At 31.5% G+C, this 18,918-nt stretch carries 20 protein-coding genes; 5 read left to right on the forward strand and 15 right to left on the reverse strand.

All coding sequences use genetic code 11. The features are described from left to right. Positions 1-343 precede the first annotated feature (343 nt). The 3 genes from ACYQ3D_RS05780 to ACYQ3D_RS05790 all read left to right on the forward strand — a co-directional run bounded on the left by ACYQ3D_RS05780 (position 344) and on the right by ACYQ3D_RS05790 (position 2,122). Complete coding sequence (locus tag ACYQ3D_RS05780; protein WP_459837029.1) at positions 344-628, forward strand: hypothetical protein; 285 nt, start codon at positions 344-346, stop codon at positions 626-628. A gap of 126 nt (positions 629-754) precedes the next feature. Then, positions 755-958 (forward strand): hypothetical protein, encoded by a 204-nt coding sequence (locus tag ACYQ3D_RS05785; protein ID WP_459837030.1) that lies wholly within the window; start codon positions 755-757, stop codon positions 956-958. A gap of 669 nt (positions 959-1,627) precedes the next feature. Then, positions 1,628-2,122, forward strand: a complete 495-nt coding sequence (locus ACYQ3D_RS05790; protein ID WP_459837032.1) for a YybS family protein — start codon at positions 1,628-1,630, stop codon at positions 2,120-2,122. A 235-nt stretch (positions 2,123-2,357) separates the two neighbouring features. On the opposite strand, the gene ACYQ3D_RS05795 is transcribed toward ACYQ3D_RS05790, so the two are convergent. The 3 genes from ACYQ3D_RS05795 to ACYQ3D_RS05805 are packed head-to-tail and all read right to left on the reverse strand — an operon-like array spanning position 2,358 to position 3,094. Next, positions 2,358-2,672: a class I SAM-dependent methyltransferase gene (locus ACYQ3D_RS05795; protein WP_459837034.1), complete on the reverse strand. Its 315-nt coding sequence runs from the start codon at positions 2,670-2,672 to the stop codon at positions 2,358-2,360. A gap of 36 nt (positions 2,673-2,708) precedes the next feature. After that, entirely contained in the window at positions 2,709-2,858 is a 150-nt protein-coding gene (locus tag ACYQ3D_RS05800) for a DUF2357 domain-containing protein (RefSeq protein WP_459837256.1), read from the reverse strand. A 23-nt stretch (positions 2,859-2,881) separates the two neighbouring features. After that, entirely contained in the window at positions 2,882-3,094 is a 213-nt protein-coding gene (locus ACYQ3D_RS05805) for a hypothetical protein (RefSeq protein ID WP_459837035.1), read from the reverse strand. A gap of 179 nt (positions 3,095-3,273) precedes the next feature. On the opposite strand from ACYQ3D_RS05805, the gene ACYQ3D_RS05810 reads away from it, so the two are divergent. Beyond that, positions 3,274-4,083: a hypothetical protein gene (locus ACYQ3D_RS05810; protein ID WP_459837036.1), complete on the forward strand. Its 810-nt coding sequence runs from the start codon at positions 3,274-3,276 to the stop codon at positions 4,081-4,083. A gap of 224 nt (positions 4,084-4,307) precedes the next feature. Here the strand turns inward: ACYQ3D_RS05810 and ACYQ3D_RS05815 are convergent, their stop codons facing one another. The 4 genes from ACYQ3D_RS05815 to sdaAB form a co-directional block, all read right to left on the reverse strand. Then, positions 4,308-5,525, reverse strand: coding sequence for a dicarboxylate/amino acid:cation symporter (locus tag ACYQ3D_RS05815; protein ID WP_459837037.1), 1,218 nt, complete (start codon positions 5,523-5,525; stop codon positions 4,308-4,310). Positions 5,526-5,634: 109 nt separating this feature from the next. Next, positions 5,635-6,306, reverse strand: coding sequence for a helix-turn-helix transcriptional regulator (locus tag ACYQ3D_RS05820; protein ID WP_459837038.1), 672 nt, complete (start codon positions 6,304-6,306; stop codon positions 5,635-5,637). 27 nt (positions 6,307-6,333) lie between these two features. Then, positions 6,334-7,215, reverse strand: a complete 882-nt coding sequence (sdaAA, locus tag ACYQ3D_RS05825) for an L-serine ammonia-lyase, iron-sulfur-dependent, subunit alpha (RefSeq protein WP_459837039.1) — start codon at positions 7,213-7,215, stop codon at positions 6,334-6,336. An 11-nt stretch (positions 7,216-7,226) separates the two neighbouring features. Then, positions 7,227-7,898 carry an L-serine ammonia-lyase, iron-sulfur-dependent subunit beta gene (sdaAB, locus tag ACYQ3D_RS05830; protein WP_459837040.1) on the reverse strand — a complete coding sequence of 224 codons (672 nt, stop codon included), beginning with the start codon at positions 7,896-7,898 and terminating at the stop codon, positions 7,227-7,229. A gap of 285 nt (positions 7,899-8,183) precedes the next feature. Here sdaAB and ACYQ3D_RS05835 point away from each other — a divergent pair, with 285 nt between their 5' ends. Further along, positions 8,184-8,639: a cupin domain-containing protein gene (locus ACYQ3D_RS05835; RefSeq protein ID WP_459837042.1), complete on the forward strand. Its 456-nt coding sequence runs from the start codon at positions 8,184-8,186 to the stop codon at positions 8,637-8,639. Between the two features lie 38 nt (positions 8,640-8,677). On the opposite strand, the gene ACYQ3D_RS05840 is transcribed toward ACYQ3D_RS05835, so the two are convergent. The 8 genes from ACYQ3D_RS05840 to ACYQ3D_RS05875 all read right to left on the reverse strand — a co-directional run bounded on the left by ACYQ3D_RS05840 (position 8,678) and on the right by ACYQ3D_RS05875 (position 18,910). Beyond that, positions 8,678-9,265 carry a class I SAM-dependent methyltransferase gene (locus ACYQ3D_RS05840; protein ID WP_459837044.1) on the reverse strand — a complete coding sequence of 196 codons (588 nt, stop codon included), beginning with the start codon at positions 9,263-9,265 and terminating at the stop codon, positions 8,678-8,680. Between the two features lie 11 nt (positions 9,266-9,276). Further along, on the reverse strand, positions 9,277-11,727 hold the full coding sequence (locus ACYQ3D_RS05845) for a DUF2357 domain-containing protein (protein ID WP_459837046.1): 2,451 nt from the start codon (positions 11,725-11,727) through the stop codon (positions 9,277-9,279). Positions 11,728-11,746: 19 nt separating this feature from the next. Continuing rightward, on the reverse strand, positions 11,747-13,918 hold the full coding sequence (locus ACYQ3D_RS05850; protein WP_459837048.1) for an McrB family protein: 2,172 nt from the start codon (positions 13,916-13,918) through the stop codon (positions 11,747-11,749). Between the two features lie 668 nt (positions 13,919-14,586). Then, positions 14,587-15,030 (reverse strand): hypothetical protein, encoded by a 444-nt coding sequence (locus tag ACYQ3D_RS05855; RefSeq protein WP_459837049.1) that lies wholly within the window; start codon positions 15,028-15,030, stop codon positions 14,587-14,589. A 173-nt stretch (positions 15,031-15,203) separates the two neighbouring features. After that, positions 15,204-15,416: a class I SAM-dependent methyltransferase gene (locus tag ACYQ3D_RS05860; RefSeq protein WP_459837257.1), complete on the reverse strand. Its 213-nt coding sequence runs from the start codon at positions 15,414-15,416 to the stop codon at positions 15,204-15,206. A gap of 177 nt (positions 15,417-15,593) precedes the next feature. Beyond that, positions 15,594-16,931: a YncE family protein gene (locus ACYQ3D_RS05865; protein ID WP_459837050.1), complete on the reverse strand. Its 1,338-nt coding sequence runs from the start codon at positions 16,929-16,931 to the stop codon at positions 15,594-15,596. A gap of 66 nt (positions 16,932-16,997) precedes the next feature. Further along, the gene (locus ACYQ3D_RS05870) at positions 16,998-17,234 is read right to left on the reverse strand and encodes an SHOCT domain-containing protein (protein WP_459837051.1); all 237 of its coding nucleotides are present in this window, start codon (positions 17,232-17,234) and stop codon (positions 16,998-17,000) included. A gap of 239 nt (positions 17,235-17,473) precedes the next feature. After that, positions 17,474-18,910, reverse strand: coding sequence for a Na+/H+ antiporter NhaC family protein (locus ACYQ3D_RS05875; RefSeq protein ID WP_459837052.1), 1,437 nt, complete (start codon positions 18,908-18,910; stop codon positions 17,474-17,476). Positions 18,911-18,918: the final 8 nt, after the last annotated feature.

The raw sequence follows: 18,918 nt of genomic DNA on the forward strand, positions 1-18,918 counted from the left end.
CAAATCAACTTTTAATTACCTAAATATTTTAAAAACATTCAATTTCTATAACATTAAAACTATAATCTGTTCTTTTAATTTATCAATTAGTTCACTTTCTTTCTGAAAGAATTACGGCAAGTTAATAATAATTGACTATTTAAACGAAAAAAAGACCTCTAGGACAACAATCCTAGGAGGTCTTTTGGCTTATATTAATTAAATTAATCCCAGTTCGATCTAAGTTCACTTCCATAAATTCATTACTTTAGTCTAAAGGGCACTTTTAGCAGTTGGCCCTAAATTAACATCCTGCTAATTTAATGAATAAGATATAGAAATTCTAACGAAAGGAGAAATGATTATGTTTAATAGTAAAACCATTGCTAAAGTTCCCACAGCTAAAACAAGAATCTCAGTCAATTCAGAAAATATTTTTATAGCTTCTGATTATAAACTGGAACCGCTAGTCTTAGGCTTAAGTTTTCCCACCAGCCTGACTTTTGATCACCAAGGATATATCTATATTAGTGAAACTGGCTATTCCTACGGGCCAACTATGTCCAACAGGCAAGGAAGAATACTAAAATTAGTTTCTAAAAATAAAATCAAAGAAATAGCTCATGGCTTTCGCGCTCCACTGACATGATTGACTTGGCATAACGGCTACTTTTATGTAGCAGAAGGAGCTTATCCGGGGCGCATCCTACGAGTATCACCTGATGGTAAATAACGGGAAGTTTTAGTAGATAATCTTCCTACCGGTGGGGACTATATGACAGGAGATATCGTTTTTGGCCCTCAAGGTAAAATGTATTTTGGAGTAGGCACAGCCACTAATTCAGGCGTAGTAGGGCTAGATAACTTACCCTGGTTATTGGTAAGACCTGAATTTCATGATACCCCCTGTAGAGATATTACACTTACCGGACAAGATTATGAAACTATTAATCCCTTTCCCCCTATACTCCAGGTTTAGTAAGCACAGGTGGCTTTAAACCTTTTGGAACTCCTCCCTCTCAGGGCGAAGAAATTGAAGGGCAGCTTAAATGTAACGGCGTTATTTATTCTGCTAATCCTGATGGTTCTAACCTTCAAGTTCATGCTGATGGGTTTAGAAATCCTTTTAGTTTAAATTTTTCTCCGACAGGTAGATTATTTACTATTGATCAAGGGTATGATCTAAGAGGCAGTAGACCAGTAGCCCACTCTCCAGAACTGAACCAATTGCCTTTTTATTAGCCGAACGCCCTGAAATTCCTGTTCAACCCAGTCATACCTTTCCCCTCGGCAATATAGCTATGAAATTTGATTTTGTTAAAAATTCTCTTTTTGGTAATCCAGACGAAGTATTTGTAGCTGAATTTGGAGCTATGTCTTTGTAAATAATGGTGAAGAAGAACAAGAAGAACATCATCACCGTGGCTTTCGAGTGGTTCGCATCAATCTTAGAACCGGTCAAGAGACTGACTTTATAGTTAACAAGGTACCTAGACCAAAAGGAACAGGTATATAAAGACCTATTGATATTAAACTAGCCCCTAATCGCAATACCTTATATCTGTTAGACTATGGAGTAGTCCAATCTAATGAATCCGGATGGATATCCTGGGCCAACTCGGGAATGTTATGGGGGGGGATATCCTAAATGACTGCAACTAAATTATCTCGATTAGCAATTCTGGCAACCTTGGCAGCTTGTTTGCAGATATCTGCCGGGTTCTTTCCTGGTATTGGTCATCTGCTTAGTATATTCTGTACTGTACCAATTATTCTTGCTGGTTTATCAGGCGTTTTAACGGTAAACATTACTTTCTTCACCGCTACCTTAATCATCTTTTTCATTCAACCGCCAGAAGCCCCTATTTTTCTATTCACTACTGGCCTATTAGGCCTAATAATTGGTTACGGCTTAAACTCCAACTGGAACAAATTAAAACTTATTGTTTATTCCAGCATCGGATTAGGAATTGGAATTCACATTCTAAGTCTTGGCTTAAATATTCCAATTATGGGCGGCTGGACTAAAAATTTAGGTTTGCTTGGAAGACCTATATTTATTTTTATTTTTTCTTTAGCCTACAGTTATTTATGGAGTTTATTTCTCCCGCAAATACAAAAACTATTTTACAGAGTTAATTAAAAACAAGGATGAAAAATTTAATTTAGATCAACTACTATTCAATAAGCACCATAGCAAAATGATCAGGCTATTCTTCTTTATTGTGGAGAACTTCTATGTCATAGACATCGATACCACAAGACTCTAAAAAGGGTCGGGCTAATTCTGGGTGCCTACAGAAATTACTCCATTCATCACATTTTTTTACAGGGACCACAAGCAAGACTGAAAAGCTTTGCAGACCTCTAAAAAATATTTAAGTAAATTTTCTAAAAACATCTTCAATCTCTTCTTCAAACTCCATCTCTTGAAATCTTATCTGTAAAACTTCTTGATTAATTAGCTCTGAACTTAATTTAACTAATTCTTGAGAAGCATCAACAGCTGTTATCTGATATCCTTGTTCTAAAAAATATAAACTATCTCTTCCTGAACCACATCCAGCATCTAAAATATGACCATTTTCCTTTACATATCTTAAAAATGCCTGATACTGATCACTCATATCTAAATCAACAGTATTTTCATAAAAGTCTATTGCATTTCGATTATAATAATCTATTGTATTCATTAATCCCACATCTAAAGTAGTTCTTTCATTATTCCTCTAGTATTTAACCAGGAGTTTGATATCTAGATTGATAGGATGTGTGGGGGAAACTTCTATTTTTAGAGTTGCTAACGTACTTCCTTCACTTCTAACTTTTAACTCAGAATAACCTATATCATTACGAAAATTTATCTGCCCTGTTAAAATATTTTAGCTGTTACTTAAAGAAGTTACTGCATCTCTAATCTGTTTATTTTGCCATTCATTTTTGCTTTAGTTTTCATTACACTCAATAAGTCACTAAAATAATACTCTACTCTAGCTAAATTCTTCTCATCTAAACAGACAAAATAAATATTATCCTGATCTGCCATAGCTCTTTTTGTAATACCAATTAGTGGGCCAGGATTAAATTGGCCGTTAATACTGTTATAGCCTAACAAGTCTAAACTATCACTCCAATCAGGTTTGACTGGAATAATTTTAAATCTATCTCCAGTAATCCCAATAGCTTTAGCAAATAACTCAACTAACTGAGTATTTACTTTCTTCTCTATTTTCTAAATGGTATAATAGATTATAGTTAAATGATTTCATTTTATATTATGATAGGAGGAATCAGATGAAGAAATATAGTAGAAGAATAATATTATTGGTAATTATAATCTTTATAGTATCAACTAATGGTTTGACTTTTGCTAAAAAAGAATTACTTACGCAACTTGATTTAAAAAAGAATATAGAGATTATTGAATCAAAGATAGTTGATGTAACAGGAGATGGAATTAAGGATAAAGTGGCATTAGTAGGTAGTAAAGTTGGTAAAAATAAGAGTCCTTTTAGAGATAACTTAACAATTATTGTACGTGATGGTAAAAGTCAAGAATATACCAAAGCTACATATCAGAACTTTGTTGGATATGAACCTAAATTATTAGTTAAAGAATTTAGTGGTGATAAGGTAAATGATGTAATGGTTACTGCTAATAGTGGAGGAAGTGGTGGTATTTATTATCATTTAATTGCTACTTTTAAAAATGCTAAAGCTAAAGTTGTTTTTGATGAAGATAATAATCGAGGGGTTAAGGTTACTGGCCAGTTTATTCCAAACTTTAGAGCCAGATTGAAATTTGTGGATTTTAAGAAGGAAGTAATACTTGATATTAGTGAAAATAAAGATGATTATATAAATCAGAAAGTTTATAATCAAAAAGGAGTATTAGTACAAAGGAAGCTAATTCGACCTTATTCTTATCCTTTTAATGAATTAGAACCAGTTGATTATGATAATGATGGTAAATACGAGTTGAAAGGAATTCAAAGAATAGTAGGAACTTGTAATGCAGATACAATTGCTAGAATTGAATCTATATGGTCTTATAATAATCAGCAATGGAGTTTAGAGACTATGAAGTTAATTTTAATAGATTAAGCAGTAATTAGGGTCAGCATGTAAAAATGTTGACTCGTTTTTTATATTTTAATATAGGTTGTTGAATAAAAGATATTCCAGTTATTAAATGTTTAAATTCAGTAATATAAATTAATTATTCAACAACCTAAAATATATTAAAAAAATAATATAGAGTGGTTATATTTAGTTATTTTGTTATACTCTATAATTTAATGTCTATCTAAATAATTACTTTTATTATATTATCCATTTGCTTCTGTTTTTGCAGAAATAGAAGCAGTATCTTCTTCGTTTTGACTTGGAAATTTATTTGCTAAAGCATCGACTAGCATAGAAATAGCTCCATCTCCAGTAACATTACAAGCTGTTCCAAAACTATCTTGTGCTAAATAAAGCCCAATCATTAATCCTGTTGCAGATTCACCAAAGCCAAGAATCGAAGTTAATAAACCTAAGGCTGCCATTACAGATCCACCAGGCACTCCTGGAGAAGCAATAATTGTTACACCTAGCATAGCTATAAAATGAAAGAAGGAGCCAAATTGAGGTGTTCCACCTTGAATAATTATAACTGCTATAGCACATGTTACTAAGGTAATTGTACTACCAGCCATATGAATTGTTGCACCTAAAGGAACAACAAAGTCTGCAATTTTTTCAGTAACTTTATTTGATTTAACACCTTCTAGAGTTACTGGAATTGTAGCTGCACTAGACATTGTACCGACTGCTGTAGTATAAGCTGGAATCATATTTTTTAAACATTTTAATGGGTTCTTACCTGCAACACTTCCTGCTACTGTGTACATTAGTAATAAGTAGCCGATGTGCATACTTATAGCTAAAGCAAATACTTTACCGAAAACTTGTAGTGTTTCAAAAGCAGTACCAGAGGCTGCCATATTAGCAAATACTCCTGCAATATGAATAGGTAGTAACTTAATAATAACTTTATCAATTACCAAAACAACTACTTCTCTAAATTCATTTATAAAGTTATAAAGTACTTCTTTACCTTTTTTATGTTTTAAATAATTAATTCCTAAGCCTAATATAAATGCTGTTACTAAAGCTGTCATTATTCCTAACATTGGAGGAATTTCTAGATTAAGAAATGGTTCTAATCCTCCTTCTTCAGGATTAGCTACTGAAGCACTAGCTACAATTCCAGGAACAACTCTACTGGCAATCAAATATGCTAATGTACCTGCAGTAATACTTGACCCATAAGCAAACAAAACTGTTGAGCCTAATAATTTCCCAGCTTTATTACCTAATTCAGCAATACCTGGAATAATAAAAGCTAAAATTATGAAAGGAACAATATAACTTAAGAACTCTCCAAAAATATGAGTGAATGTGTAAAGTAATCTAGTAATTCCTGTTGGAAAAAATGAACCTATAACAACACCGCTTGCAATACCTAGTAATAACTTTGGCACTAATCCAATTTTCTTCATTGATTTTCCACCCCTTAATTTAATGTAATAGTAGATAAAATGTTATAAATATTGGCTATTAAATATTGGCTATCAACTCCTTTCAAATTAAGATTATTTATATAATATTTTAATTGCTTTTGATTTCTTTTAAATAATTATAGATAGTATATCTAGATACTCCTAAATCTTCAGCAACAGTTTCAACTGAACCTTTAATTGTAAATGCACCTCGTTTATCTAAATACTCAATTACTTTTAATTTGTCTTCTTTTTCCATAAAAGGCGCTGGCTTATCAACTTGTGCTTTAGCTTTTTTAATTATATTGTTTAGTACTTCATCAATATTGTTTGCAAAGTTTTCTTTATAATTAGAGTCTTGCTCTTTTCCTTTATTATTATCAACTGAAGCAAAATTTCCAATAATATTTTGAACTAAAAGTAAATCAGTTATATCGTAGTTAGTGCAAAGACAACCAATGATTTCATTATTATCATCTTTAACAAACATAGTAGATGATTTAAATATGCGACCATCTTCACTTTTAGTTTGGTAATTTAAAATATCATCTGGATCCTCTTTATTTTTAATTATTCGTAAAACTAGGTCAGTAATTGGTGCACCTAAATCTCTATCGGTTAATTCACCTGCTATAAATATAACTGAGTTTTCTGGATTACTTAAATCATGAATAATTATTTCAGATTTATTACCTAGTGTTTTATGAAGACTAATACCAATTGATTTTAAATTTTCTAAGTAAGGATGTACTTTTCTTTTTTCGTCTACTAATATTCTCATAAGTATTTTCCTTTCTTTCTATTGAATTTAAGAATCACTACTCAAATTTTCTTTTATCTTACAACCAGTAGGAGTAGTGGCTAATCCTCCTAAAGAGGTTTCTTTTAGTTCATTAGGTAAAGCGTCTCCTACTTTTTTCATTGCTACTATTACTTCATCTGCAGGAATTACACTTTCAATACCTGCCAAAGCTATTTCTGCTGATGTTAAAGCATTACTAGCTCCCATAGCGTTTCTTTTAATGCAAGGTACTTCAACTAATCCTGCTACTGGATCACAGACTAGTCCTAAAATATTTTTAAGAGAAATTGCTGTAGCATTGGCTATTTGGTCATTAGTTCCTCCTAAAAGGTAAGTGATTGCTGCAGCTGTCATACTAGATGCTGATCCGCATTCAGCTTGACATCCTCCAGCAGCTCCAGAAACTGATGCTTGTTCAGAAATTATTACTCCAATTCCAGAAGCTACAAATAGTGATTCAATAATTTTTTCTGTTTCTAAATTATTATTATCAGCTATTGTTAAAAGAGCTCCAGGTAAAATTCCGCAGGAACCTGCTGTAGGTACTGCTACTATTTTTCCCATAGATGAGTTTACTTCTGATACTGCTAGTGCTCTAGCAATAGCTTTAGAAACAATATCTCCTGTTATTGCTTCTCCTTTTTGTCTGACAGCTTCAACTAATTTAGCATCTCCTCCTGTTAGACCACTCATTGAAGTTACATCTTCAGTCAATCCTTTTTTAATGGCATTTCTCATGACTTCTAAATTTTTTTCCATTTTCTTTTTTATTTCAACTCGAGATTTTTCAGTTAGTTGTTGTTCTCTATTAATAACAACTTCTGCAATTGAAATTTCGTTTTCATTGGCTAAATTAATCAGTTCAGAAATTGTATTAAAGTCATACATGTAAAGCCCTCCTATTCGATGGGGTTAACTAGTTTAATGGATTTAATTTGTGGGATTTTTGCAATTAGTTCTAAAATATGATCTTTTATTTTTTGGTCTAAATCTATTATTGCAGTTGCTAGACTTCCTTTTTTTTCTCTTAGAACTTTCATTTTAGCTATGTTTAAATCATATTCTTGTAAGATTTTTGAGATCTTAGCTATCATACCTGGTTGATCTTGATGACGTGTAATTAAAGTATAATATTCTCCCTTTAATTCTACTTTTATATTATTTAATTTGGTAACTACTACGCTACCCCCTCCTATTGATGAAGCAACTATAGTAGTTTTATTTTTATTTGAATCTGTTATTTCTAATTTTAGAGTATTAGGATGTACATTATCTAAATCAATTGGATAAAATTCAAATTGGATCCCTTGTTCTTTTGCTATTTCAAAGGATCTTTTGATTAGATCATTTTCTGTAGAGAATCCTAATAATCCACCAATTAAGGCTTTATCTGTACCATGACCATGATATGTTTCTTTAAAAGAACCATGTAAATAGATTTTTATTTCTTTTAGTTTGTTTCCAACTATTTCTTTAGCTAAATTCCCTATTCTGACGGCCCCTGCTGTATGAGAGCTTGAAGGACCGACCATTATTGGCCCCAAAGTATTAAAAGCACTTAGATTACTCATTTTTATTCACCACCTAACGAATAATAAATAATTATTTTTAAATCTATCACTTATATATGACATCTAAAACATTTTGTTTAACTGTTACAATAATATTGTAAACCTAATTCAACAAAAAATCAAGTATTTATTGAAAATTCTAAATTAAGAGACTACTTTAATAATAAAACTGATAAAATATGACAAATTTTCACCCTAAAATAACTATACCTAATCTGTAAATCTAAGAACATATCTAAACATATAACATACAATATTAAAAAGTCTACGAAAGGAATGATTAATATGAATGATGATTATATAATTAACCCACGTCCCCAGAAACAAATTACTAAGTTAAAGGATTATGGACCATGTCCCTTTGTAGTTAATATTGAAGAGGCTACTAAGCAAAATGATTATTACCGCATTGCTTTATGGACAGGAGAACATTTACAACTTACATTAATGAGCATCAATGCTGGTGATGATATAGGTTTAGAATTGCATCCTAACCTTGATCAATTCATACGCATTGAGAAAGGGCGAGGAATTGTTAGAATGGGGGATAGAAAAAAACAGTTAGATTTTGAAGCAAAAGTCTATGATGGCTATGCAATCTTTATCCCTGCTGGTAAATGGCACAATCTGATTAATGCAGGTCGTACACCACTTAAATTATACTCTATTTATGCTCCACCTGAGCACCCACGTGGTACAGTTCATGAAACTAAAGAAGATGCTGAAGAACACCACAGATAATAATATGAAAATATCTAGTGGGAGTAGGCCTGTTATATTTATAAAGTCTTCTGTAGTAACACATTAAGCCAATACTCATCTTTTATTTCTTTTTTAACATCAGCAGTCTTCCACATCTTAACCACTTCTAACTCAGCAAAATCATTCTTTAACTTTCTAAAAGAATCTTCATCATAATAGTTAAATAATCTCCCATTTCTATAAACTTCTCTATCTCCGTACTTAAATGACATATAAATTACTCCATCTGTAACCAAAGCTCTAGTAAGCTTTCTAAACACTTCTTCAATCTCTTCTCTACTAACATGAAGCAAGGAAGCACAGGCCCAAATCCCAGCAAACTTTTCTTTAAACTCCATATCTTGAAATTTCATCTGTAAAACTTCTTGGCCGATTAACTCTGAACTTAATTTGACCAATTCTTTAGAAGCATCAATAGCTGTTACCTGATATCCTTGGTCTAAAAAATATAAACTATCTCTGCCTGAACCACAGCCAGCATCTAAAATATGACCATTATCCTTTACATGCTCTAAAAATTCTTCATATTGAGCACTCATATCTACATTAACTGTATTTTCATAAAAGTCTACTGCATGTTGATTATAATAATCTATCGTATTCATTGATTTCACCTCTAAAATAGTTCTTTCATTACTCCTCTAGTATTTAATAAGAAATCCTTAAAACTTCTCTCTATTTTTTCTGTTTGATTTTCAATAATTATATTATCATCCGTTACTTTTACTACTATATCATCTATTTTAAAGCCACTTAATTGAGTATTATTATTTATATGCTCCTCTTTAATTTCAACTTCCAATTCTTCTCTTAATCTACTTAACTCTAACCAAACCCGCCATTGTTTTAAATTTTTAATACTTAATTCTGATAAAGTCTCAGCTTTATGAAGTAACATATCATTAGTATAAATATGACTACCAGAAACACCATAACCATCTGGTAGAATAGGATTATTTAACTCTTTCCACTGGTCTATATAGAAAACATAATAAGGTTGCTTAGGATTATTTTTAGTTAAAGGAAGATTTATCTTTTCTCTCTGCTTTACTTCCCATTTCTTTATTCTACCATAATACTTTATACCATAATCACTAGAAAATTTATTTTTACTTTGATAAATTGCTATATACTTTAATTTATGATCTGCTAAATCAACTCTTTTACAGGGAATATGATAAAAGTTCTTTGCTAAAACTATATCTAGTTGCTTTTTCTTACTTAATGCTCCAACTAAAACATTCTGCTTAAAACTCATTTGTTGTTGGTATTCTGCTGTACCAGTTGGCAATAAATTACGTTCATAATTACCAGCAGAAGGTTCTTCAATTAACTCTTCTAAAAAATCTGTAACTAATTCAATACTTTGCGGTAAAAAAGGAAAAGCTCCAACATTAACTTGATTAATACTTTGATAAAAATGATGTTCTCTAAATTCTTCTTCATTATGATAAGGAAATAAAACATAAGCTCCAGCCATACCTCTCTTAAAATCGTCCTCTTCTTGACTAACAATAGCATCCCGATAACGATGCATAGTATTAATTGTTTCTTCCTCAGGCCCAGGTGTTTGATATTTCGATTGATAGGATGTATTTGGGTAGGCAGGATTAATTCTATACTTAGCATCAAAAACAAATTTATATTCAACAGTACTATCTTCCTTTTGTAAAGCTAGTACATTATCTGGCTGTTGGCCCGTAGTTATCCCTCTAGATTCTAATGAATTATAAGATAGAGTAAATTTCTCTTCAGTTTTAGGGTTCTCATATTTTACAGAAGCATTGCTCGAAGTCTTTAAAGTTACATAAATACCTGAGTAGTCAAAATCAATTAGATTATTTTGGACTAACTTATACTTATTACGTAAAATTTGATTTAACTTGAGAAAACACCAGTATTCATATAGTTTCCACGTTTCTTTAATTGATAAATTAAATAATTCCCCATTTAGAGAAAGCCCTTTTTTGAGCATTAAATAGTACTTATAAATTTCTCTATATCCAGGAGCCATCTGTAAAACTAAAGATAATGAATCAATCTTACGTAAATCACCAACTTCTTGTAAAAAGCTACGACTGATCATTAAATCTAAATCTCTAATCATATTCTGGGCCAACTCCACTACCTCAGGTTCAATATTCGAACTATTAGTTTTGTATTTAACAATAAACTCCTTAATCCGCTTACTAGTTTCAGAGATAATCCACTTTACAAACTTATTTTCAAAAGTATTAAAATTAACTTGTTTATCTATATCCAGCATTTTAACTGGCAACCCTAACTCTTCGTCATAAAATCTAGGATTCTTTCTTACCCATTTAACGCTTTTATGATTTACCTTCTTAACTCTACCGGCTGGTTTAACCTGACGAGCTTCCTTTAAATTATGATGAGGAGCTTGTTCTATTCTTCTAAAAGCTTGCTTGAAGTTACTAAATATTTGGCGTAGAATAGTAAAAAATTCAATATCACTAATATTCTTCTCTTCTGCTAACCTCATATCCTGAAATGTCTTTCTCAAAAAGTCATAGGCTAAATTATATACTTCTTGATTTACCTCCTCAAGAAGATTATGATAGTCTTCTTGATAATCAACCTTAGAAGGAAAAACTTCTAGCTTAAGAGTTAATAATGTCCTACCCTCACTTCTAACTTCCAACTCAGAGTAGCCTACATCATTACGAAAATTGATCTGTCCAGTTAAAATACTCTGGTTATTACTTAAAGGAGTTACTGCCTCTCTAATCTGTCTATTTTGATGATAAAACTCCACATCCGCCTCTTGACTACTTTGAATTACTATTTGATAATCTTGCCACTCATAAAAAAAAGGACTAACTCGCGAAGTCTTATATTCTACCAATCCTTCCTTAGAATCAAAATGCCAAAACTCTTTTAGTTCACAACTAGTAGCACTTACTTCTAATGTAGCTTTAACATCACTATCTTCTTGTTGCGAATATAACTGTTTAATATCAGGATGTACAGGTTGGCCCTTAATAGTCAAAGTAAATTTATCAGTTTTTATATCAATAAGTTCTTGGTCTTTGCCTTGATAAGCCACTATTAATTCCTCCTAACTATTACAGCCAATAAGCTGTAAATCCATCTTCTTCCCATCGTTTGATCATATAAGCTAATTTTTCAGCTGACTCGGGATAAGGGCCAACTTCTTCTCGCTCTAGATACCTAATTAATTTGTCTCCTATTCTCCTCTCTTTTTGAGAAAAATTAGTCGTACTACTAGCAACTTCAAATAACTCTACTAAAATTTCTTTAATCAGCACTGAACTACCTTGAATCCGAGGTAGTATCTTCTGCATCAGTTGTAGATCAAAAGCTGACTCAAAAGTAAGTAACTCTTCTCTTCTAGCGTATAACATATAAAAACAGATCTCATCTCTCACTCGATAACCAATATGTAGATTATTCTCTTTTAAGATATCATTAATCTCAGTCAATTTTGCTATTACCTGTTCTATGAATTCTTGCTCCTCTTTAGCACAGTCTTTTAGGGTTAAATATTCTGCTTTAAGAAAACTATTCCTCACATTAGTTAATGGTTCTTGAGCTACTAAGTTAAGATCAAATGAATCTAAATTAACCTGTGAAAATTCAATAGTATTAGCTCTATCCAGCACTTTCTTGCTGAAAGGATGTGTAGTTTCATCCATATTAACCGTCCCTACAAAATACAAATTTTCTGGTAAGTATAATCCAGCATATTTTTCTTTATCCTCTTCATTTGTAAAGTCTTCTGCTGTTAATAACTGATTAGATTTTATTTCACCATTAACCTGTTCTCGAGTCTCCATCACACTTAACAAATCACTAAAGTAATACTCTACTCGAGCCAAATTCATCTCATCTAAACAGATGAAATAAATATTATCTTGATCAACCATAGCCTTTTGGATAATCTCAATCATTGGCCCGGGATTAAATTGGCCCTTAATACTGTTATAGCCTAACAAATCTGAACTATCACTCCAATCAGGTTTAACTGGAATAATCTTAAATTGATCTCCAGTAACCCCAATAGCTTTAGCAAATAACTCAACTAACTTTGTCTTCCCAGTTCCTGATATTCCTGCTAGTAAAACAAAAGGCTTGGTCTTTAATGATAAGTAGAAATTTTCTATTAATCCTTCTGGATAAGTAAATCCCTGCCCAGCTATATATTCTTCTATTCTCTCTACAACTTCCTTGTTAGATAAACTTTCTGATACTTGTTCACTTCTAATATATTTTTTCTTATATTCATTATAGATTTCTAAACAAGTTTCTAAATCATTTAGTAAAGTATCTTCTGGAGGCAACTGACCCTTTTCATATTCAATATAACCAATTGTAGACTCTTCATAGTCTTGTCCAATACCTCGGTCAGTTAAGTTTATATGATTATCACAACTAAAGGAGCGTAAGTTTAATTTCTCTCGTAATTCGTTTCGTAACTTGATTTGTTCTTCTTTACTTCTATTAGTTACCCCTTGATTAAAAGTTAAATATAATTTATTCATATCATCAGAAAATAAATATACTACATATACACCATCCCGAGTAGTTGTAGTTATATCCTCGTCCATAATAGCAAACCAAGGAACTCTAGCCCAATTCCCTTGGCCAATCGAACCTTTTATTTCATACTGATTATCAAATGAAAAATCAGCAATCCGATCATTTAATAACTCAGGTAATTGATGTCTAAATAAATCACCTAGTTTATGCCCGGCAAAATCTTCTTTTTTTCTTGCTTGATAATAGGTATTTAATATCTGATTAAAGTTATCTCTTAACAAGTTTTGGCCCCTTTCTAACTGTTTATTACTTGATATTTCAATATTTTCTCCTACTCGTTCTTTATAATACTTTTTTATCTTTTGGTTAATATATGATTTTAGTTTCTCGATATCAACTGGAGTTAACTGGTCCCATAATTCTTGTTTCATAAAGATTATATCATTTTCTTTCTTTAAATAATCAATCTTATCTAATGGCATCCGATTCACATAACTCTTTATTGATTTAAATTTAGTTTGTTCAATATTAGTAATTTTGGATGTAGCACTTTCAGCTTCTACTTTTACTCCTTGTTTTTTTAATTGTAAATAAAAGTTTCTAAAGTATTTTATAAGTTTGTTTTCTGCCACCTCACCAATATTATTAGCTAAATTTAAAAATGCCTTATATACAATGAATTTATAAGATCTCTGATGATTTTTTAAGTCACTTTTAATTTTTTCTATCAAAGCCATTCAAATAAGCCTCCCTTCTTCAATTATTTTTTCTGCAAATTATATCTTTTTCCTTTTTTATCTAAAAAGTTCTCTACTTAAAGATTTTAAATCACTTTTATGCTTTAGTAAAATTTTCACTTTCAAAAAATTAAAAAATCCCCTTTCAAAAAAAGGGGACAAAAAATAGAAATGGCACGGGAAGCAGGACTTGAACCCGTAACACCTGTATTTAGAATCCTCCTAGGGAGTTTTTTTAGTACAACTAACATATATAAGTCCAATAAAGCCTATAACCACGCTAAATATTTAATAATAATCAAACTAAAGTAAAATATTGCCCTTTAGTCTGACGACATAATGGCAACAAGGTGACGACAAATACTGCACCTGGATGTCGTTAACTTTCGATTAGGTGACGTTTTAATATCTCCTAATCACATAGTTCACGACGTCCTATTAATGATCAGCAACTTTTAATTGCACAGACGGTTGGAATGGAATGAAAAATGGTGATCTACCAGGTCCTGCGATTTTTGCAGGTTGTAGATCACCATTAGAAATGGAATGGAAACTGTCATAAATTTTTCATAGGATACATGACTATGAAGTTTATAGTGATGTATCCGTTAAGTTGTTGGGATTTGGCCCGTGATTTTTTCATTATATTGATTAACTATTCTATTATCTTAAAACATTTTCTTTAGTATATATCTAGAAATTATAAAACTAAGTGGTAATAAAATCAGTAATTGAATCACAGGTAATAGCCCAATATTAGTCCCCGGAAACAGAGGCATCTGACCACTATACCCCCAGCGATTATGATATAAAGCATGAATTTCAAAATAAAAACTGACAAATAAAGCATATAAGATGCTAATTACATAATCTTTACGATTCCTCTGCTTCATTAACCAATTAAGATCCCTACTAGTGAAGACTAAGGTTAAATATAATCCAACTGCTATTCCCACATCACCACTAGTAGCACTTATCATTAATGCATATTGCTCAAGTATACTTTGCCCTTCCATAGTATAAAAAACTCCACATTGAACAAACTCCCAAATTCCATGTAATACTAAAGAAACAACTGCTACTACAACTAAATTACGAATAAACTTCTTCACTTTAATCCCCCAATCTTCATTAAACTTCAGGAGATAGTACTATTTCTTTGACACATCAAACCATAGATCTTCTTCCTTTACTATCTCTAAATTAGCTTGTTTGATATTTTCTATTGTTCTACGATTAATATTAGCTCCCTACAATAATAAGCTACCCCAATTAATTGAATCTATTACCTTTCCCTAAAGTTTAAATTCAGTACGCATATGTTCTTGCCCTCTGGCTTACAAACTCGTTTTAATTCTTTAAATCCTTGTACCAGATCAGGGACAGAACAAAAAACATAACTAGATACTATTATATCAAAGTATTCAGCTTCAAACTCTGAATCTTGTACATCTATCTGTAAGAGATTAACTTTAGTTTTAGTTTTTTTGACTAAAATCTATAGCATAAATTTCAATATTAGCTGGATAATAGGATAAATTCTTTAACTAATTCTAATATATCATATAAGCAATTAACTTCAAAATATAACTTAAAGTCACTAAATAATTCAATTAGTTCCAAAAAACATATCTAATTATGCTTAAAGTCTAGCATTAACTATTCTCATCTCAAATTAATTAAAAACAATCTCATGAGGTTCATTGCCAACACTAAATTCAGTTATCTTAGTAAATTTCCTAGCATCCAAAACAATTACTTGATTATCTCTTACATCTGTAATATAAACAAAGTCTCCTGTTGGATTCATGGAGATATGATTAGCATATCCTTCAATCTCTAACTCTTTAATAATCTCATAGTTATCAGTATCAATGATAGTAATTGTATTGGTACCGCGGTTAGTTAGCCAAATATACTTACCGTCAGGCGAAATAATAATTCCATGAGTTCCTTCATCAATTTTTTTAGTTAACTTAGTCTTCCAAGTACCAGTCTCAACTACAGTCATACTTCCTTCATTAAAATTGGCTGTATAGAGATACTTGTTATCTAAAGAAGCAATGGCTTCATTAGGGCCATCCCCCACCTGAACTTTATTTAAAACCTCTTGCTTAGCTGTATCAATTACACTAATTTCATCACGATCTACATTACTTACATAAGCATACTTGCCATCAGGACTGAAGTTAATATGACCAGCTCCATTGGTGATAATTTTCTTGTTGATTATATTGTTAGCAGTATCAACTACTAATACATTACCACTACTCCCCTTACTTCCTCCAGCTAAATAAAGATGCTTATTATTAGGACTTATATCTATTCCGTGAACTGGACTATTAACATTCAGCTTCTTAATTAATTCACCTTCTGGTAATGAAAAAACATATAGATTCCCACCACTATAATCACCTACATAAAGTTGATTATGTAGATTATCTACAGCAAGACCATGAGAAGCTTGGTCTGCTACTTTAATTGTATTAATAACTTTATGCTGCTTAGTGTTTACTACTGATACTGTTCCACTAGTAGCATTAGAAATGTAAGCATAATTTTCATTAGACTTAGCCTCCAATTCCCATCTTAATGTATGCTTAATACCTCTAATACTATCAATAGTTAATTCTATAGTCTCAGTTGAGAGATTGAATAAGTTTTGATTTTGATTATTGACTTTAATTATTCCTACTGGGTGATGACTAGACTCCCTCTCCCATTCCCAACTAATGTTTTTTTGCCTGACTTTCCCTAAACTAGTCTTTACTTTACTGATTTCATCCAAATTTAAGTCTAGTAAATTACCACTGTGAGTCGTTAAGTATACCTTAAATTCAATAATATCTTTTTCTAATTGGTTTGGATTAAATATTGTATCAATCCAAACACCTTCACCTCTAGAACTACGAGTCCATTCTTTAGTATCAAAATCATCATTAGCCAGCACTATACTAGAACTAAATAAGACTAAAACCAATAACACTACCACAGAAATCTTAAACTCTTTCATTTTATCAACCCCTTAATTTATTTATATACAATACACCAGTAGGGTATTATATGAATAAAAAATTACCTATTTATCTAGTACTTCTCTTCTTTCAACAAACTCTTCTTTACTAATTAATCCTTTAGCAAATTCTTCTTTCAAAAGTCGCATAGCTTCATCTTCTCTATTAGATTTAGGTATTATTAATCGAACTATTAAATATATTCCCCCTCCAAATAAAACTAGGTGTAATAACATCAGCCCTACAGATTGCCAACCACTAAGACCATAATTATATAGTCCTGAGCAAAAATCTGACCACATCAAATTCACCTCCTTACATTAAAAGTTTATTATGTTGATCCCCCACCATAACCCATCATTCCGTAATCTTCCATAACTTCTAACTGTTCAGGGCTCATCATATCTCTGATCTCCAATTGCATCTCAATCATTAATTTATAAACTTTTAGCCTTTCTTTATCTTACACTTATAGTATAGGAGATAAATATTAAGAAAGTATTAAAAAAATAATAAGTTTCTTTAAAGATTATTTCTTAAATCAGCTCCAAATAAATCCACTTATTAGAAATAAAATGGCTGCCAATCCAAAGGCAGTTAAATTATAAGGCTGTTGTGCCTTAACATACTCCATATGATCAGCTTCAGCAGCACCTGCTGCCATAACTGTCATTCCTGATAATGGTGAGGTTACATCACCAAAAGTACCACCAGAAAAAACTGCTCCAATAACCATTGGGATTGAAGCACCTGTAATTGAAGCTAAAGGAATAGCAATTGGCATTAACAAAGCAAAACTTCCCCAAGATGAACCAATAAAATAAGTTACAAAAGAAGTTATTACAAAAACAATAACTGGTACTAGGCTTCCTGATAGATTATTACCTAAAGTTGATGTGATCAACTTCGATAACCCTAAATCGTTAGTAATATCTGCAATAGGCCAAGCTACTGCTAAAATAGCAATAGTGTGGATGATTTTATTCCCTTGTTCAAAGAATTTATCTGTTAGTTTATCTAAAGAAAATCCTTGTAACAAATAAAAACTAGCTGAAAATATTGTAGTTATCACTAACGAAAGAAACATTGCCCGTGAAGCCTCAGCCTTCATAATCGCCTGAAAAAAACTTCTTCCTTCATCTTGACCAGTCCACCACATCAAATAAACACTTAATGATAATAATAAAGTAATAGGAATAATTAAATTCCAAATATTTGCTTTCTTTTTTTCCTGCTTCTCAACTGAAGATGTCATTGAACCCATCTCCATATCCACGGCAATCCTTCTATTCTGTTTTTGCCTCTTAGCTTCTAAATCCCCCATAACTGCAAAGTTTATATTAAATAGAATTGATCCTAAGGCTACTAAAACTGAAGTAATACTGAAAAAATTAAAAGGAATACTCCTTAAAAAAGTAATATAAGGAGAACTATTTAAACCTGCTGCCTGTAAGCCAGTTGCCACTGTTCCTACTAAAAAGCCTACAAAAGTAGTAGCTATTGGAATCATAATCACTACTGGGCTAGCAGAATTATTGAGCATATAAGCAAATCTTTCCCTTGAAATTCCTCGTTTATCAATCAAAGATTTAAAGATTGAACCAGTTGCCACTAGACGATAAGCACAATCAAGAAAAGTAACTGGAACAATTGCCCACATAGCTAGCAAAGTTCCTTTCTTAGTATGTGTAATTCTTTCTATTCGTTTATTAAACCCTTTAATCCCTCCTGACAACTTCAATAATCCTACAAAACCACTAAAGACATATAAAAATAGTAGAACATCTAGATTACCTCGATCCAAAAATGTTGCTTCTATATACTCAACCATCTTAGCAACTCCAGAGAATACCCCTGGTGAAATTATATATGAACCAACCAATAATCCTAATAATAATGAGGGAATGATCTTTTTAGTCCACCAAGCCAAAATAATTGCTATTAATGGAGGCAAAATTGCTATTATTTTAGGTGACATTTTATCTC

The organism is Halanaerobaculum tunisiense, from assembly GCF_054657635.1.

Excerpts from the sequence above, each read along its gene's own strand:
- ACYQ3D_RS05780 (WP_459837029.1), top strand. The coding sequence starts at position 344 with ATGTTTAATAGTAAAACCATTGCTAAAGTTCCCACAGCTAAAACAAGA.
- ACYQ3D_RS05785 (WP_459837030.1), top strand. The coding sequence starts at position 755 with ATGACAGGAGATATCGTTTTTGGCCCTCAAGGTAAAATGTATTTTGGA.
- ACYQ3D_RS05790 (WP_459837032.1), top strand. The coding sequence starts at position 1,628 with ATGACTGCAACTAAATTATCTCGATTAGCAATTCTGGCAACCTTGGCA.
- ACYQ3D_RS05795 (WP_459837034.1), bottom strand. The coding sequence starts at position 2,672 with ATGAATACAATAGATTATTATAATCGAAATGCAATAGACTTTTATGAA.
- ACYQ3D_RS05810 (WP_459837036.1), top strand. The coding sequence starts at position 3,274 with ATGAAGAAATATAGTAGAAGAATAATATTATTGGTAATTATAATCTTT.
- ACYQ3D_RS05815 (WP_459837037.1), bottom strand. The coding sequence starts at position 5,525 with ATGAAGAAAATTGGATTAGTGCCAAAGTTATTACTAGGTATTGCAAGC.
- ACYQ3D_RS05820 (WP_459837038.1), bottom strand. The coding sequence starts at position 6,306 with ATGAGAATATTAGTAGACGAAAAAAGAAAAGTACATCCTTACTTAGAA.
- sdaAA (WP_459837039.1), bottom strand. The coding sequence starts at position 7,215 with ATGTATGACTTTAATACAATTTCTGAACTGATTAATTTAGCCAATGAA.
- sdaAB (WP_459837040.1), bottom strand. The coding sequence starts at position 7,898 with ATGAGTAATCTAAGTGCTTTTAATACTTTGGGGCCAATAATGGTCGGT.
- ACYQ3D_RS05835 (WP_459837042.1), top strand. The coding sequence starts at position 8,184 with ATGAATGATGATTATATAATTAACCCACGTCCCCAGAAACAAATTACT.
- ACYQ3D_RS05840 (WP_459837044.1), bottom strand. The coding sequence starts at position 9,265 with ATGAATACGATAGATTATTATAATCAACATGCAGTAGACTTTTATGAA.
- ACYQ3D_RS05850 (WP_459837048.1), bottom strand. The coding sequence starts at position 13,918 with ATGGCTTTGATAGAAAAAATTAAAAGTGACTTAAAAAATCATCAGAGA.
- ACYQ3D_RS05865 (WP_459837050.1), bottom strand. The coding sequence starts at position 16,931 with ATGAAAGAGTTTAAGATTTCTGTGGTAGTGTTATTGGTTTTAGTCTTA.
- ACYQ3D_RS05870 (WP_459837051.1), bottom strand. The coding sequence starts at position 17,234 with ATGTGGTCAGATTTTTGCTCAGGACTATATAATTATGGTCTTAGTGGT.
- ACYQ3D_RS05875 (WP_459837052.1), bottom strand. The coding sequence starts at position 18,910 with ATGTCACCTAAAATAATAGCAATTTTGCCTCCATTAATAGCAATTATT.